The organism is Pseudorhodobacter turbinis (genome assembly GCF_005234135.1).
Lineage (GTDB): Bacteria > Pseudomonadota > Alphaproteobacteria > Rhodobacterales > Rhodobacteraceae > Pseudorhodobacter > Pseudorhodobacter turbinis.
Genome location: NZ_CP039964.1, coordinates 77,969 through 93,367 on the forward strand (window position 1 = coordinate 77,969; position 15,399 = coordinate 93,367).

Below are 15,399 nucleotides of genomic sequence, written 5' to 3' on the forward strand. Positions count from 1 at the left end.
ACCGCTTACGGTTCAACTTGAGCCTGCGTGAGGTTGAGGAGTTGATGCTGGAACGTGGCGTGGACGTTTCGTATGAGACGATCCGGCGCTGGAGCGTCAAGTTCGGCCCCCTGATCGCCCACGCTCTACGGCGATGTCTGACATCTGGGCGAAGGTGTTGTGAAGATCGCGGGCCGATCATATTGGCTCTGGCGCGCGGTCGACCAACACGGCGTTGTTCTTGAAGAAATCCTCCAATCGATGCGAGACAAACGCGCCGCAAAGCTGCTTTTGGTCAAGCTGATGAAGCGTTGGGGCTGTGTGCCAAAAAGGATCATTACGGACAAGCTGCGCTCCTATTATGGTGCCGCTAAGCGCGCGGTCGCGCCTGGCCTTGATCATTGGTCACACGAGGCCCTCAATAACCGCGCAGAAAACAGCCATTTACCTTTCCGAAAGCGAGAGCGGGCGATGCAGGGTTTCCAGTCGCCGGGTGGATTGCTTCGCTTCGTCTCTATGCTGTTCGCAGCCCGCAATTGTTTTTCCGTATCAGCCCGCCGTCGTTCCGCACTCACTATCCGTTACCATAAGCTAGAGGCATTCGAGGCGTGGAAATCCGCTGCGGATGCCGCTTAAACTACGACCAACTTGCAAACTCGGCGAGTTAACGTGACAACACCTCTACATCAGATTGAGGGGACTTCCGGGGGGCAGGGCAAGGCTTAGCGAAGACGCATTCGCACATCGTATCTTCTTTGGTGTGAACCGGGGGATTTGCGCGCGGTTGGCTCCACACCAAGCAGCCAAGGCGACGGTCCGCATCTATCAGAACTGCTGACGCAGATCCCACCGGATGAGCCAATTGAGACCGTTACTGTAGATTGCGCCATGACACGCGGCGGTGCCATGGTGCGATCATCTAACGGGCTCCTGCGCGCCACGTGACATCTGGGCCAAGCGCTCTGGAGGAGGTGGGCGAGTTACCACGTCCGACGTCGGGTCGGGACCGGTACGCGTAGGGGGTTGAGGTGCAATTAACTGACCTCATAGCCTTCGCTATTTTGAATATGCAGGCAAAAGAAGCATTTCAAGAGCGGCACCCATTACCTTGGCGCTATCCATCATATCATCAATGCCAATATACTCATCAGGCTTGTGCGCCATTTCCAAAATGCCCGGCCCGTAGGCGATACAATTTTTCAGCTTGCCGATCCGGTCAATGTGTTTTTGATCGTAGGTGCCGGGGGATGCGACATATTCGGGCGCTTTGGCCATAACCTGCTGGATCGCCCGCGCAACGGTTTCGACAACAGGGGCAGTTTTATTTGTCATCGAGGGCAGGACCGAATTCAATTCGGTCAGTTTATACTCGAAATCCGGGCGGGTAACACGCAATCCCTCGAGCAAGTCCTTAACTTCCCCGCGCACCTGATCCAGTGGTTCTTCAACAAGGAAGCGGCGATCAATAACAATGCGGCAGCTGTCCGGAACGCAATGCGCGGGCAATCCGTCAAAATCATCGCTCTGTTCTTTTTGGCCGCCATGGATTGAATTGATATTCATTGTAGACGATTTTGCACCTTCGGGCACTACGGGCATGTCTGTGCGCCGCGCGGCCATGGCAGGGAACAATTTGCCCTCGAATTCGTTCAACACAGCGCCCATGTGACGTACCGCGCAATCGCCAAGGAACGGCATGCAACCATGTGCGATTTCGCCTTTGGTTTCAATCTCGGCCCACCACCCGCCGCGGTGTCCCAGACAAATGCGATCTTTGTGCAGAGGCTCGGGGATGATGACGTGATGTACCTTTTCTGGCGAAAAGTGACCTTTTTCCGCCAGATAGGCAACGCCGCCATAACCGCCCGATTCCTCGTCAGCGGTGCCAGAGATTTCGATTGCTCCGCTGTAATGGGGATGCTCTTCGATAAAGGCTTCGGCCGCGATGATGGAGGTGGCCAGGCCGCCTTTCATGTCACAAGCGCCTCGACCATAGATTTTGCCGTCGGAAACCTCGCCGCCAAAAGGATCAAATGTCCAACCGGCCCCGACCTCTACCACATCGGTATGGCTGTTGAAGTGGACGCAATCGCCCAAGCTGGTTCCGTCGCGCCGTGCAATGATGTTCCAGCGTGGGAAGCGTTCGCTATCGCCTGGCGTCCCAAAAGCGCGGATGAGTTGTGTCTCAAATCCGTGGGCGCGCAACCGCTTGTCCAGAAAATCACAGATCGCATGATAATTTTCGCCGGGGGGGTTGAGCGTCGGGATGCGGATCAGATCTTGAGTGAGCTTGATCAAATCGTCGCGTTTTCCGTCAATCCGCGCCATGAGAGGAGTTGTCATTTTTTACCCTACCAAATGAGTTGTTGTCCTCTTTTGGCACGCCCGATATACTGCATCAATACCGTATAAATACGGAGTACCGGGGTGGATGGCGATCTAAATCTTATTGAGCAGGCATTCGACGCGGCACCGATCGGCATCGCCGTGTCGTCCCATCGCGTGCTGACCGTGTGCAACACGTCGTTTGCCGAGATGTTGGGCTATGCGCGCAGTGACCTTTTGGGCCAGTCCTTCAGCATCCTTTACCCCAGCCATGCGGAATTTGACCGTGTCCGCAATATTGGCCTTAGAGCGATGGAAGAACACAGCATCTACAACGATGAACGCATGATGCAGCGCAAGGATGGCGTGCGCATCTGGTGCCGGTTTAGTGCGCGAACATTGACGCCGAATGATCCGCTTGCCCATCTTGTAATGAGCTTTTCGCAAATCCGTGATCAACTGGATGGGGTGCAGTTAACCAAACGAGAACGCGAGGTGCTGAGCGGGTTGAGCCGGGGTCAAACGAGCAAAGAGATCGGGAGGGAGAAGGGGTTATCCCCGCGGACCATCGAAGATGTCCGGGCGCGGCTGTTGCGCAAGTTCGGAGTGAAGAGCACATCAGAGTTGCTGGGCCGGATGAGCTATGGGACTATCACATAAACAGTTTCGTCCCAATTATTCACCTAACTCAAGCCAAGCGCCATTTGGTTTTAGCGGCTCTGCAAACTCCTGAAATTAGTGCCTAGATCAGTCGGAAGCTGACTGTTCGAACCCTGTGGGCCATCCTGCCAAACGCCAAAAGATTGCGACAGAACCAGTGTCTGTCGCAATCGCTGTTTTAGCCTTCAAACTTCTGCGGTCGGTCTATCCGTGATATGCCGCGACGGTTTTGAGCGTGGTAAAGCCATAAAGGGCTTCGAAACCTTTTTCACGCCCGTGCCCCGACAGGCCCGTTCCGCCAAATGGCAATTCCACTCCGCCCGCAGCGCCGTAGTTGTTAAGAAACACCTGACCCGCACGCAGCACCTTGGCCAGACGCATTTGGCGTGCGCCATCGCGCGACCAGACCGAAGCGACCAGCCCAAAATCCGTGCCGTTTGCAATTGCGACCGCTTCAGCCTCGTCATCAAACGGGATGACCACCTGCACAGGGCCAAATATCTCTTGCTGGGCCAGCGCGTGATCGGGCGGGACATCGACAAAGAGCGTGGGCCGCACATAGGCTCCGCCCGCAGGCGTGCCCGCTACGATTTCTCCTTGTGCCGCGATTTTCAGGTCGTTGCCCTTGGCGATGAAACCTTCGACGATTTCCTTTTGACGAACCGATACAACCGGCCCCACATCCAGATCCGACAGCGCCGGACCGCAGCGCAGTTTTGTGTACCCTTCGGCCATGCGGCGCACGACCTCTTCGTAAACGCCTCGCTGCACAAGGATGCGCGAGGACGCGGAACAGGTCTGGCCCGCATTCTGAATGCCTGCGTTCACCAAAAACGGCAATGCCGCGTCCAGATCGGCATCGTCAAACACCAGTTGCGGGGATTTGCCCCCCAGTTCCAGCGTTACCGGAATGACGTTTTCCGAGGCCGTCCGCTGGATCATTTTACCAACGCCAACCGACCCGGTGAACGACACGTGATGCACGCCGCGATGTTCTGTCAGCGCGGCACCGGCTTCGGCACCCAGCCCCGGCACCACGTTCAGCGCCCCGGCAGGCAGGCCTGCACGGCGCGCGATTTCGCCAAAGGCAATGGCGGTCAGGCAGGCTTCTTCTGCGGGTTTTAGAACACAGGCGTTTCCAGTCGCAAGCGCCGCCCCAATGGAGCGACCGATGATCTGCATCGGATAGTTCCACGGGATGATATGCCCCGTCACCCCATGCGGTTCACGCAGGGTATAAACGGTATAGCCTTCCAGAAAGGGGATTGTCTGGCCGTGCAGCTTGTCCGCCGCACCGGCGTAAAATTCCATGTAACGCGCAAGCGCGACCACGTCGGCCCGCGCCTGTTTTAGCGGCTTGCCAACGTCCCTTGCCTCAAGATTGGCCAGCTCGTCGGCGTTTTCCAGCACAAGTGCGCCGATCTTTTGCATGATCCGGCCCCGTTCGGGCGCAGTCATCTTGCCCCACTCCCCCGAAAGGGCCTTTTCGGCGGCAACAACGGCGCGGTCGATATCAACCGCGTTCCCGCGTGCGATATGACACAACTCGGACCCGTCGGACGGATTCTTGACTGCGATCGTCTGACCGGAGGCGCTTGCCACCCATTCGCCGTCAATAAAGCAAAGCGCGGGGTCTATATTGAGAGGTTTAACTGTCATGAGGTTTCCGAAATTGCGTCGAGCGAGGCCAGAATGGCGTCACCCATTTGCGTGGTTGTGGCAGCGGATTTTCCGTCAGCCTGAAGTAGATCTGCCGTGCGGATGCCATTTTCCAGCACCGCGTTAATCGCGTTTTCCAGCAAGATGCAATCGTCGGGGCGGTTGAAAGAATGGCGCAGCGCCATCGCAAAGCTAAGGATGCCCGCAATCGGGTTTGCCTTGCCCTGTCCCGCGATATCAGGGGCCGAGCCATGTACAGGCTCGTAAAGCGCCGGCACCTTGCCGTCTTTATCTTTTGCACCAAGAGACGCAGAAGGCAGCATCCCAAGCGAACCTGTCAACATCGCAGCCACATCACTCAGCACATCGCCGAACATATTGTCGGTCACGATGACGTCGAATTGTTTGGGATTGCGCACCAGCTGCATGCCGCCGTTGTCCGCATACATATGCGTCAGCGCAACATCAGGGTATTCTGCATCTCCGATCCGCTGCACCACATCGCGCCATAGCTTGCCAGACTCCATCACGTTGGCCTTTTCCATCGAGCAGAGCTTGCTATTGCGTTGGCGGGCCAGATCGAACGCGGCGCGGGCGACACGGGAGATCTCTTCTGTGGTATAGCTTTGCGTGTTGATGCCGATGTGGCCACTTTCGTGATCGAAAATGCCGCGCGGTTCGCCAAAATACAAACCACTGGTCAATTCGCGCACAATCATCAGATCAAGACCGGAAATCACATCAGGCTTCAACGTGGAGGCATCGATCAGCGCGTCAAAACAGACGGCAGGGCGCAGGTTGGCAAACAGCACAAGGTCTTTTCGCAGACGCAGCAGCCCTTGTTCGGGTTTCAGATGAAATGGTAATTCGTCATATTTCGTACCGCCCACCGCGCCCACAAAAATCGCGTCGCAGCTATGGGCCAACTCTACCGCGGCATCCGATATCGGCTTGCCATATCGATCATAGGCACAGCCCCCGATCAGATCTTCGCAGATGTCAAAAGTGATGCCACGGCGTTCGCCGAACCATTCGATGACCCGCATGACCTGTGTCATGATCTCTGGCCCAATGCCATCGCCGGGCAATACCAAAATTTTGAAAGTAGCCAAGAATACGTCCCCCGAAACAAGTTGCCTGATCTTAGGCGATGGCGCAAAGTGAGTGGAGTCGGATTTCCTTAGCTGGCATTCAGAATTTCTGATGCCCGCAAAATCTATTGGGCCTTATAGTACCGTTTAAGGTCCAATCGCACCATATCCATAAGCGTTTCCGAATACCTGTGCGGTGCTGAGCCTTTCAGCGTCATAATGCCAAGCCATCTGCGCGCGCGCGGATGGTCAATCCTGACAATTCGCATTCCGTCAGGAGGCACCGTCGGCACCGCAATGCCGGGCAGGATCGCGATTCCCAAACCGCCGGTCGCAAGCGCAAGTGCCGTTTGCGCGGTATGGACTTCGTATTGCACATTCAGCGCCTGCGCTTCACCAGCAAGGATTTCTTCGGTCAGGGACCGTATCGCGGTTTGCTTGTCCAGCATGATAACGGGGGTATCGCACAAATCCTTTAACGCCAGCACGGGATGCCCGGGATCAAAATTCTGCGGGATAAAAGCGACAAGCGGGTCTTCCGCGACGGCTTCGAATAGAATGTCGGTCTGGTCGGGCAATTCCGGCCCGACATAGAATTCAACCATCTGATCCTTTAAAAACTTGACTGATGCGCGGGGTGACACCTCAATGACGCTAACGGCACTGTTCGGAAACCGCTTTTTGAAGTCGACCAAAATGTCTGGCAGCCGCGTCGCCGCCAGCGTCGGGGCGCAGGCCAGCCGGATGTTGCCGTTGCGTGCGGCCGCAATCCGCCCCAGCCGCTCCAGCCCGATTTCCACCGTTCCGATGGCGTTATGTGCCGTGTCATACAGGATTTGACCTTCGGGGGTCAGCACAACGCCTTGTTGTGTGCGCAAGAACAGCGCCATCCCGATCTGCGCCTCGATCTCTTTGATCTGCATGCTGACAGCAGACGGCGACCTGTTGGTTATTTCAGCCGCGCGCGTGAAGCTGCGTTGCTCTGCCGCAACCAGAAACACATTTATCAGCTTGAGATTAATTTGGATCATTGGACCTCATGCGCGTTACGCCCTTCATATCCAGATGTGCAACGCATCTTCTACGCATGCAAGGCTTGGTGTATCGAAACAAAAAGGTCAACTATCGTCACCGAAATATCAGCAACCATGACCTGATAGTTGGTCGTTGAATCAGAAAAACTGAACACCATGTCAGGAAAATCCGATTGCAACCGCAGGATTCAATGGGATTGTGTGCGAAACGCCCGTTAAGGCAGGTATCGTCTGCCTGTGGTTCAGACAGGCGACGCGATTGAAGGAGGAGGATCACATGAATGTAGGTATTATCGGTGTTGGCCTGATGGGCCACGGTATTGCACGCAATGTGCTGCGGCGCGGGGATTTTCAGCTGAGCTTTCTTGATCATCCCGGCAACCAGCCGACCGATGAACTGCTTGGCCTTGGCGCACAGGCGCTGGACACATCAGCCAAAGTGGCGGCAGCGTCGGATGTGGTAATCCTGTGCGTCACAGGCTCGCCTCAGGTCGAAGCCATTTTGACCGGGCCGGACGGCGTGATTTCTGGCTTGCGCAAGGGGACCGTTGTCGTCGATTGTTCAACCGCACTTCCCGCCTCGACGCTTGCCATGGCAAAGGCAGTCAAGGCAGCGGGTGGTGAATTTATTGATGCCCCGATGACCCGTACCGCCAAATTCGCCCATGAAGGCAAATTGAATTTGCTGATCGGGGGCGATCTTGCCGTGTTGGAACGCGTGCGCCCGATACTGGCATCCTTCACCGAAGCCGTCGTGCATGTGGGCGGCATCAGCGCGGGGCACCGTATGAAACTGCTGCACAACTACGTCTCGGTCGGCTTTATGTCTCTGCTGGCCGAAGCAGCGGCACAATCGGCCGATGCGGGGATTGATCCGCAATCCTTTGTGGACGTGCTGGCAGGTGGTGGCGGGGCCAGCATCGCGTTGGACCGTTTGGCACCGTTCATCACCGATGGAAGTCGTGACGCGTTGCCCTTTGCCATCAGTAATGCATTGAAGGATATTGACTATTTTCGCACCATGTCGACCGAGGCCGGTGCGCAGCACACAATTGCCGATGGTGTGTACCACGCCCTGTCAGACGTCGTGGACAGCGGCGCGGGTGAAGCCTATCTGCCCGAACTTGTGCGCGTTTTCCGTAAAGATGTTTAAGACACTTCACCGGATCGCGTGCCTTCGTGCCGAGGCCCTGCAAGCGGCGTTATGTTGCCTGCCCACTGATGCATGTCACGGGCTTGTTCACCAGTCGGTCGCCGGTGCCCGCTGGATGGGCGGTCGAAACCACCGCATTCCCGCTGCCGCATTATGGCGCTTGGTCAGCGGCCAACATTTCAATGCCCTGAACTACCGAGTGCTACGTTTATGGTAGCCCTTTGTACTCAAAATATATACTTCCATTTCATTCGTTCACTATGATTACGATAGTGAATTATCAGATCACATGGCTCACCTCCTCCAACAGGGATATCAAGATGACCAAACATTCCAAACTTTTAAAGGGCATCTGCCTCGCCGTTCTTTTGTCGGGCACTGCGCCTGCGTTTGCGCAGGACGCGAATGCAGTGACTTTCGTGCAAGCAGTCGAACCACAGGGCCTTGACCCAACTGTCTCCTCGCCGGTGGCGGCGGGTCAAGTCACTTGGCAAAACGTATTTGAGGGCCTTGTTGCAATCGACAACGGTGGGCATATTGTGCCGCAACTGGCGACGGAATGGACAGTCTCGGAAGATGGGCTCAGCTACACCTTCACACTGCGAGAAGGTGTAACATTTCAAAATGGCGTGCCCTTTAATGCCGAAACCGCAAAATTCACCCTTGAGCGCATCATCGGAGAGAATTCGACCAACGGCCAAAAGGCAAACTACACCGCCATTTCCTCGATTGGGGCGCCCGACGCAAGCACGCTGGTTTTGACGCTGTCCGCGCGCCGCGCCGATCTTTTGTACTGGCTCGGCTATCCGGCTGCGGTGATGGTGGAACCGTCCTCAGCTGAAAACAATGGCACTGAGCCTGTGGGCACCGGCCCTTATAAGGTCAGCGAATGGCGCAAGGGTGACCGCGTAATCATGTCAACGTGGGACGGCTATTGGGGTGAAACACCTGCGATGACCACCGTCACTGCGCGCTTTATTGGCGATGCGCAGGCACAAGCAGCAGCGCTTCAATCGGGCCAGGTCGACATTGTCGGCGATCTTGGCGCGCCTGAACTCTTCAAACAATTTGCCGATGACAACAGGTTCACGACGGTCGCGGGCTCCGGCGAAATGGAGATCGTTGCGGGTATGAACAACGCAAAGCCACCGTTTGACGATGTGCGCGTACGACAGGCGTTAATGATGGCGGTGGACCGTCCCAGCCTGATCGCAGCGGTCAGTTCCGGATACGGCACGCCGATCGGCTCGCATTTTTCGCCCGCAAACCCGTTCTATGAGGATCTGACCGAGCTGTTCCCTTATGACCCAGAAAAGGCCAAAGCGCTTTTGGCCGAAGCGGGTCATCCAAACGGCTTTACCTTTGATTTCAAGGTGCCTACACGCCCCTATGCACAGCGATCTGCCGAAATTTTGCAGGCGTTCTTCTCACAAATCGGCGTGACGGCAAATATACAAAGCTCTGATTTTCCTGCGGCGTGGATCAAGGATGTATTCAAAGACACCAATTACGACATGACCATCATTGGCCATGCAGAGCCGCTCGATATCGGGATCTATTCGCGGGACTCCTATTATTTCAACTACGACAGCCCAGAGTTGAAAGCCGAGGCGGGCGTGATCGCCGCCGCCGTCAACGAGGATGAACGCGAAGCCGGATACCGCAAAGCACAAGAGATGCTTGCGAACGATTTGCCGGCCTTGTTTCTCTTCTCATATCCCAAGCTCGGCGTCTGGAAAGCCGGCATTGACGGCGTGTGGGAAAACGGTCCGGTACCCGCAAACGATATGACCGACGTCCGCCGTGCCGAGTAATATTCTTCCCTTTCCCGGCGGCGCGGCCTTGTCCGTGCCGCCGGGCCCATTCCGGTGGACTCAATGACGAAAATTCTCAAGTTTCTCCAACGCATTGCGGGTACGGTGCTGCTACTTGGCATCACCTCGCTGGTGATCTTTCTCTTGATCGAAGCGGCACCCGGTGATCCCGCCGAGATCATGCTGGGCACCTCCGCCCAACCCGATACACTTGCCGCATTGCGCACCGAACTTGGTCTGGACCTGCCGTTGATGACGCGCTATTTTGTCTGGCTCGGGGGCGTGTTCACCGGCGATCTTGGCCAATCCTACACTTATGGCGTCCCTGTCTCCGGCCTCATCCTTGACCGCTTGGCCGTTACACTTCCATTGACTTTGATGGCCACCTTTCTTGCCGTCGCCATCTCGTTGCCGCTTGGTGTGTTCGCCGCAGCGCGCCCTGGAAAGGTTGGCGATGGCGTCGCCTCGCTTTTCTCGCAAGTCGGCATTGCGGTGCCGAACTTCTGGATCGGCCTGTTGTTGATCCTGGCTTTTGCCATCAAGCTGCCGTGGTTTCCCGCTGGCGGTTTCACTGGCTGGAGCGAAGGCTTTGGCTCGGCACTATCAGCGCTGATCCTGCCGTCTATCGCCCTTGCCATCCCACAAGCTGCGGTTCTGACCCGCGTTACCCGCGCCGCTGTAATTGAGGTGACAAACGAGGATTTCGTTCGAACGGCCCGCGCCAAGGGCCTTTCGCGGCATCGCGCACTTTGGCTCCATACCGTTCCCAACTCGCTTTTGCCCGTGGTCACCATGCTTGGCTTGCAAATTCCGTTTCTTATTTCCGGTGCCGTATTGGTCGAGAACGTGTTTAGCCTTCCGGGCATCGGGACGCTCGCCTATCAGGCCTTGTCCCAGCGGGACTTGATTGTTGTACAAAACGTCGTGCTGCTCTTCGCTGTGATTGTTCTTGCCGTAAACGCCGGAACCGACGCGCTTTATGCCCGCCTTGACCCCAGACTGAGAGCCCGTAAATGACAAAATTGCCAAAATCGCTCATTCTTGGCGGCATAATTACCGCGGTCCTCGTCGGAGCGGCACTTGTCAGCCGTGTCTGGACCCCATCTGACCCGACAGGGATGGATATTATAAACCGCCTCAAGCCTCCCGGAGAGGGCGGCCTTTTGGGCGCCGATCAAATTGGTCGTGATGTCTTGTCCATCATCATGGCTGGTGCATGGACCTCTTTGGGGATCGCTATTGTGGCCACGGTGATCGGCGGCGGGATTGGAACTCTGATTGGTGTCATCGCTGCCGCCAAAGGGGGGCGTCTCGAACGGATGGTCATGGCATTCAATGGCGTGCTCTTTGCCTTTCCACCCATTCTTTCCGCCATTCTTTTGGGGGCGCTTTTGGGGCCGGGGGCGCTGACTTCAATTATCGCCATCGGTGTCTTTATGGTGCCCGTGTTCGCCCGTGTCAGCCGCGGCGCTGCGATTCAGATTTGGGCCCGTGACTACATCAAGGCGGCTCGGATGGCTGGCAAGAACGATGCGATTATCACCCTTGAGCATGTTTTGCCGAATATCTCGGCGCAAATCATCGTGCAGCTGGCGATCCAGACTGGACTGGGTATTTTGTCCGAAGCGGGGCTATCGTTTCTTGGCATGGGCGTTTCGCCACCTACGCCAAGCTGGGGGCGCATGCTGGCCGAGAGCCAGACGTACCTCGAATCCGCGCCGCATCTGGTGCTGGCACCCGGTCTTGCCATAGCACTTGCTGTGCTGGGCTTGAATTTGCTTGGTGACGGGTTGCGCGATCTCACTGACCCACGACGGGGGCAAGGCTCATGATGCTTGATGTCAAAGATCTTCGCGTTTCTTTCCTTCGCGAAAAACTGCCGCCTGCCGAGGTAATCCATGGGGTCAGCTTTTCGCTTGAACGGGGCGAAACACTTGGCATCGTCGGGGAATCCGGTTCGGGGAAAACGGCGATGTCGCTGGCGATCATAGGATTGTTGGCAAGCACGGCGACGGCGACAGGCGAAGTCATGTTCGAAGGCCGCGATCTCCTCAAGATGCCGGAGCCTGATCTGTGCAAGCTGCGCGGGAACCGTATCGGGATGATTTTTCAGGAACCGATGACCGCGCTAAATCCGGCGATGCGTGTCGGTGCCCAGATTTCAGAAGGCCTTATCCTCCATAAAGGCCTTAGCAAATCCGAGGGCCGCAAAGAGGCATTGCGGCTGTTGGAAATGGTGCAGATACCCCGCGCGGGCCAGATGATTGACAGTTTCCCGCATGAAATGTCCGGCGGCCAACGCCAAAGGGTCGGCATTGCCATCGCGCTGGCGCTCAAACCCGATCTGCTGATCGCGGATGAGCCGACCACCGCATTGGATGTGACAGTTCAGGCGGAAGTTCTTGATATTCTTGATGATCTTGTCACTGATCTGGGGATTTCACTAATCTTGATCTCCCATGATCTGGGCGTGATTGCCCGCATCGCGGACCGCACGTTGGTCATGTTTCGCGGCGATGAGATGGAGGAGGGGCCAACCGAGCGTGTTCTGCGTAACCCCAGTCACGAATATACCCGCAAATTGCTTGATGCGATGCCCGCCCGTGTGCGCGCGTCGCTAAAGGAGGCTTGAATGAGCCCGCTTCTGACAATCCGCAACCTGTCGCGTCATTACAATGTCGGCCCCCACACCATTGTTAAGGCTCTCGATGATGTATCGCTAACCTTGAATGCCAAAGAAATCCTTGGCGTTGTGGGTGAATCCGGCTCTGGGAAATCGACCTTGGCGAATATCGTTATGGCGCTGGATACGCCGACTTCCGGCCAGGTGATCCTTGATGGCCAGGATTTATTCGCCTTGAGCACCCGTGAACTGCGCAAGGCGCGGCGCAGCTTCCAGATGGTATTTCAAGACCCCTACGGATCGCTTGACCCGCGCCACCGTGTGGGCCGGATCATCGCCGAGCCGCTTCATCTTGAACCGGGCGCCCCCACGGGCGCCGCACGCAGGGATATGGTTGGCAAACTTCTTGAAGATGTGGGTTTGGCCGCCATCGACCAAGACCGTTACCCGCATGAATTTTCCGGTGGTCAGCGCCAGCGCATTGCCGTGGCACGCGCATTGATCACCAAGCCGCGTCTTTTGGTGGCAGACGAGGCGACCTCCGCGCTTGATTTGACGGTGCAAAAGCAAATCCTGAAACTTATTCTCGATCTGCGCGACGAGCATGGGATATCCATTTTGTTCATTACCCACAATATCGGTGTCGTTGATGAAATCTGCGATACAGTTGCAGTGATGCAAAACGGGAGGCTGGTCGAAAAAGGTCCGGTGCGGCAGGTTCTCGATAATCCGTCGGAGGCCTATACCCAACGGCTTCTCAGCGCTGAGCCTCGGCTGGATGTCATCGGGCGCAAGTCAAAGCGCACCGTTACGCTGGCAACGTCTCCGTAATGCACTTCTCAAAACACCTGATAGATAGCCTGTCACTTGACGCGTTGAAATCTTCAATTTCAGGCGGCGTAATGTGATTCAGGCTATTTCGAAAGTGCTGAACCCGAGCTGATTATGTGCCAGACGTCGGGCGCGGATAGGGGCAAAGCCTGTCATGCGGCCAGTCAGGGCCGTGACAACTGGGTGGCTCGCCGCCTCGTTTTCAACTATACTATTAACCAATCTAGGCCTCGTTGCGCAAACCTGCTGTTTGGATATGCCGCGAGCCCCGGTTTTGCGAACGTTTTTGCATCCGAAACCCGGTTGAGGCTTTGGCTTGTGTTTCCTGAATCTGCGGAACGGGGGCTTTGGCTGGAACCATAAGAGGGTCTATCGCATCTATTGCGAGTTAGAGCTGGATCTGCTGATCAAGCCTAAGAAGCGGCTCAAGCGCGACCGCCCAGACCCTTTATTGGTGCCAGACAGCCCAAATCAGGTGTGGTCAATCGTTGCCCGGCAGGCGATTGCGGAGCAATCTGCCGAGAGGGGGACTTTATGGCTGACCAGCTGTGGAATGGGAAATCCTTCAGAACTCTCAATGTGTTGGATGACTTCAATCGCGAAGGTTTGGCCATCGAAGTTGATTTTTCGTTACCATCTGCGAGGGTCGTTAGAGCGTTGGACCAGATCATCCAATGGCGTGGGAGACCGGCGATGATACGTGTGGACAACGGCCCAGAGTATCTTGGTGAAACGCTGGTATCCGGGGCTTCCAAGCACCAGACCACCCTGTCATACATCCAGCCAGGGAAGCCCCAGCAGAACGCATATGTCGAGCGCTACAACCGCACCGTTCGACATGAATGGCTGGACCAATACATCATGCGAAAGCATCGAGGAGGCTCAAGATCACGCCACACAATGGTTATGGACTTCTGTGGTTGCCGCCGTTTGTGCAAGAGGTTTTTTCCTTTTGTGAATGTGTGATCGAGTGCGGTCTTCTGTCAGGCCTTGATATGCGGCGTTGTCAGAAGCCGCTGGCCGGTATGGTGATCTGCGGATTGGGTCCAAATCTTACAAACGAGCTTTGTTGGCTCGAAGCCCATAGCTGGTTTCCCCATTCCAGATCTGTTCGATCATTTCGCCCATGCCACTCGTCGCCTTCTCACCCCCCATTTCACCGGACCAGATGGCCAAAGCACTGTCATTCAAGCTGCCACCGCCTGTTCCGGATGCCTATAATTCTCGTTCTTTGTCATCATAACCCATATTCCGCGCGCCATTTTTTTTGCCGCCGCGATTGCCTCCAACATGCGCGGCTTCCTGGCCAGCATGCGTGCCAACCACGACCCATCCAGTTCAACCGAGACATGGCTCCAATGATGAGCAATCGACGAATGTCGCATTGGCCGGCTTTTGACACGCGTCCCAATCGCTCCTTGCCTCCAGAGGCATGCTGTCGTGGCACGCGGCCAAGCCAGGCGGCGAAGTCACGCCCGCGTTTGCGGGTTTTGCATCGTTGGGGCAAATGCTTCTAACGCCAAAGCAGTTATGCGCCCGACTCCCGCTGCCCCCTTCGCGGCAATCATCTTAGCGTGATCTTGGCTGTTTTTTCCGCAATCTGTTTGACAAGACCCGCGCATTCGATGCGAGCCTACGCTGGCAAATCGCAGTTCGGGTACTCCAGAATAGCATCGATCAGTTCGACATTTCCGATGCCCTGCGGAACGACGCGGAACGACGTGGCCGAATTCATAGAGAACTGCGCGCAGCGCATTCACCAATTCGGTGCGCTGATGAACCAAACGTTCCCGTTCCCGTTCCCGTTCCCGAAACAGCACAGCTAAAGCTTGTTGATCTTCTGACTTTGGCACGAGAAACCGCATCTCAGGACGCTGCGCCGCAATCACGATCGCCTCGGCGTCGGATGCATCATTCTTTTGCCGCTTGCCGAACGGACGCACATATTGCGGTGCAATCAGCTTTACCTAATGCCCCAGCTTGATCATCTCGCGCGCCCAGTAATGTGCGCTGCCGCAAGCCTCCATCACGATAACCGAAGGCGGCTGATCTGCCATGAGCTTTCGAAACCGAGAGCGCGCCAGCTTCATGCGGAATTTGAGTTGGCCTGTCATCGACGCGCCATGCAGTTAGAATACGGCCTTTGCCAAGCCCACCCCGATCATAGTATCGTTCATCTCGCCGTCCTCTCCATGTCGTGGTTCTTTCACCTCCACTTTTGGCACATTAA

At 56.2% G+C, this 15,399-nt stretch carries 11 protein-coding genes and 4 pseudogenes; 10 read left to right on the forward strand and 5 right to left on the reverse strand.

Annotation, left to right across the window (positions count from 1 at the left end; all coding sequences use genetic code 11):
- Positions 1 to 8: 8 nt before the first annotated feature.
- Both EOK75_RS00355 and EOK75_RS21130 read left to right on the forward strand, forming a co-directional pair.
- Positions 9 to 615 (forward strand): annotated as a pseudogene (locus tag EOK75_RS00355) (IS6 family transposase); the annotation flags it as partial.
- A gap of 132 nt (positions 616 to 747) precedes the next feature.
- Positions 748 to 921, forward strand: a pseudogene (locus tag EOK75_RS21130) (IS5/IS1182 family transposase); the annotation flags it as partial.
- Positions 922 to 1,035: 114 nt separating this feature from the next.
- Here the strand turns inward: EOK75_RS21130 and EOK75_RS00360 are convergent.
- Positions 1,036 to 2,322 carry an acetylornithine deacetylase/succinyl-diaminopimelate desuccinylase family protein gene (locus EOK75_RS00360; protein ID WP_137192097.1) on the reverse strand — a complete coding sequence of 429 codons (1,287 nt, stop codon included), beginning with the start codon at positions 2,320 to 2,322 and terminating at the stop codon, positions 1,036 to 1,038.
- An 84-nt stretch (positions 2,323 to 2,406) separates the two neighbouring features.
- On the opposite strand from EOK75_RS00360, the gene EOK75_RS00365 reads away from it, so the two are divergent.
- Positions 2,407 to 2,964 carry a LuxR C-terminal-related transcriptional regulator gene (locus EOK75_RS00365; RefSeq protein WP_137192098.1) on the forward strand — a complete coding sequence of 186 codons (558 nt, stop codon included), beginning with the start codon at positions 2,407 to 2,409 and terminating at the stop codon, positions 2,962 to 2,964.
- A gap of 204 nt (positions 2,965 to 3,168) precedes the next feature.
- Here EOK75_RS00365 and EOK75_RS00370 read toward each other — a convergent pair whose 3' ends face one another.
- The 3 genes from EOK75_RS00370 to EOK75_RS00380 form a co-directional block, all read right to left on the reverse strand.
- Positions 3,169 to 4,623: an aldehyde dehydrogenase family protein gene (locus EOK75_RS00370; protein ID WP_137192099.1), complete on the reverse strand. Its 1,455-nt coding sequence runs from the start codon at positions 4,621 to 4,623 to the stop codon at positions 3,169 to 3,171.
- The gene (gene leuB / locus EOK75_RS00375; RefSeq protein ID WP_137192100.1) at positions 4,620 to 5,735 is read right to left on the reverse strand and encodes a 3-isopropylmalate dehydrogenase; all 1,116 of its coding nucleotides are present in this window, start codon (positions 5,733 to 5,735) and stop codon (positions 4,620 to 4,622) included. The genes EOK75_RS00370 and leuB overlap by 4 nt, the downstream gene beginning before the upstream one ends.
- A gap of 104 nt (positions 5,736 to 5,839) precedes the next feature.
- Positions 5,840 to 6,745: a LysR family transcriptional regulator gene (locus EOK75_RS00380; RefSeq protein WP_137192101.1), complete on the reverse strand. Its 906-nt coding sequence runs from the start codon at positions 6,743 to 6,745 to the stop codon at positions 5,840 to 5,842.
- Between the two features lie 280 nt (positions 6,746 to 7,025).
- Here EOK75_RS00380 and EOK75_RS00385 point away from each other — a divergent pair, with 280 nt between their 5' ends.
- The 7 genes and pseudogenes from EOK75_RS00385 to EOK75_RS00415 all read left to right on the forward strand — a co-directional run.
- Positions 7,026 to 7,901: an NAD(P)-dependent oxidoreductase gene (locus tag EOK75_RS00385; RefSeq protein WP_137192102.1), complete on the forward strand. Its 876-nt coding sequence runs from the start codon at positions 7,026 to 7,028 to the stop codon at positions 7,899 to 7,901.
- A 320-nt stretch (positions 7,902 to 8,221) separates the two neighbouring features.
- Positions 8,222 to 9,715: an ABC transporter substrate-binding protein gene (locus EOK75_RS00390; protein WP_137192103.1), complete on the forward strand. Its 1,494-nt coding sequence runs from the start codon at positions 8,222 to 8,224 to the stop codon at positions 9,713 to 9,715.
- 72 nt (positions 9,716 to 9,787) lie between these two features.
- Positions 9,788 to 10,732, forward strand: a complete 945-nt coding sequence (locus tag EOK75_RS00395) for an ABC transporter permease (RefSeq protein WP_476705436.1) — start codon at positions 9,788 to 9,790, stop codon at positions 10,730 to 10,732.
- Positions 10,729 to 11,547, forward strand: a complete 819-nt coding sequence (locus EOK75_RS00400) for an ABC transporter permease (protein WP_137192105.1) — start codon at positions 10,729 to 10,731, stop codon at positions 11,545 to 11,547. Before EOK75_RS00395 ends, EOK75_RS00400 begins: the two co-directional genes overlap by 4 nt.
- Positions 11,544 to 12,347 carry an ABC transporter ATP-binding protein gene (locus EOK75_RS00405; protein WP_137192106.1) on the forward strand — a complete coding sequence of 268 codons (804 nt, stop codon included), beginning with the start codon at positions 11,544 to 11,546 and terminating at the stop codon, positions 12,345 to 12,347. Before EOK75_RS00400 ends, EOK75_RS00405 begins: the two co-directional genes overlap by 4 nt.
- Positions 12,348 to 13,169, forward strand: coding sequence for an ABC transporter ATP-binding protein (locus EOK75_RS00410; RefSeq protein ID WP_137192107.1), 822 nt, complete (start codon positions 12,348 to 12,350; stop codon positions 13,167 to 13,169).
- Positions 13,170 to 13,476: 307 nt separating this feature from the next.
- Positions 13,477 to 14,082: pseudogene (locus tag EOK75_RS00415) on the forward strand (integrase core domain-containing protein); the annotation flags it as partial.
- 274 nt (positions 14,083 to 14,356) lie between these two features.
- Here the strand turns inward: EOK75_RS00415 and EOK75_RS00420 are convergent.
- Positions 14,357 to 15,283, reverse strand: a pseudogene (locus EOK75_RS00420) (IS110 family RNA-guided transposase).
- Positions 15,284 to 15,399: the final 116 nt, after the last annotated feature.

What these genes read in the sequence shown, in the direction of transcription:
- EOK75_RS00380 (WP_137192101.1), bottom strand. Translation starts at nt 6,745, where the DNA reads ATGATCCAAATTAATCTCAAGCTGATAAATGTGTTTCTGGTTGCGGCA.
- EOK75_RS00400 (WP_137192105.1), top strand. Translation starts at nt 10,729, where the DNA reads ATGACAAAATTGCCAAAATCGCTCATTCTTGGCGGCATAATTACCGCG.
- EOK75_RS00360 (WP_137192097.1), bottom strand. Translation starts at nt 2,322, where the DNA reads ATGACAACTCCTCTCATGGCGCGGATTGACGGAAAACGCGACGATTTG.
- EOK75_RS00385 (WP_137192102.1), top strand. Translation starts at nt 7,026, where the DNA reads ATGAATGTAGGTATTATCGGTGTTGGCCTGATGGGCCACGGTATTGCA.
- EOK75_RS00405 (WP_137192106.1), top strand. Translation starts at nt 11,544, where the DNA reads ATGATGCTTGATGTCAAAGATCTTCGCGTTTCTTTCCTTCGCGAAAAA.
- EOK75_RS00390 (WP_137192103.1), top strand. Translation starts at nt 8,222, where the DNA reads ATGACCAAACATTCCAAACTTTTAAAGGGCATCTGCCTCGCCGTTCTT.
- EOK75_RS00410 (WP_137192107.1), top strand. Translation starts at nt 12,348, where the DNA reads ATGAGCCCGCTTCTGACAATCCGCAACCTGTCGCGTCATTACAATGTC.
- EOK75_RS00370 (WP_137192099.1), bottom strand. Translation starts at nt 4,623, where the DNA reads ATGACAGTTAAACCTCTCAATATAGACCCCGCGCTTTGCTTTATTGAC.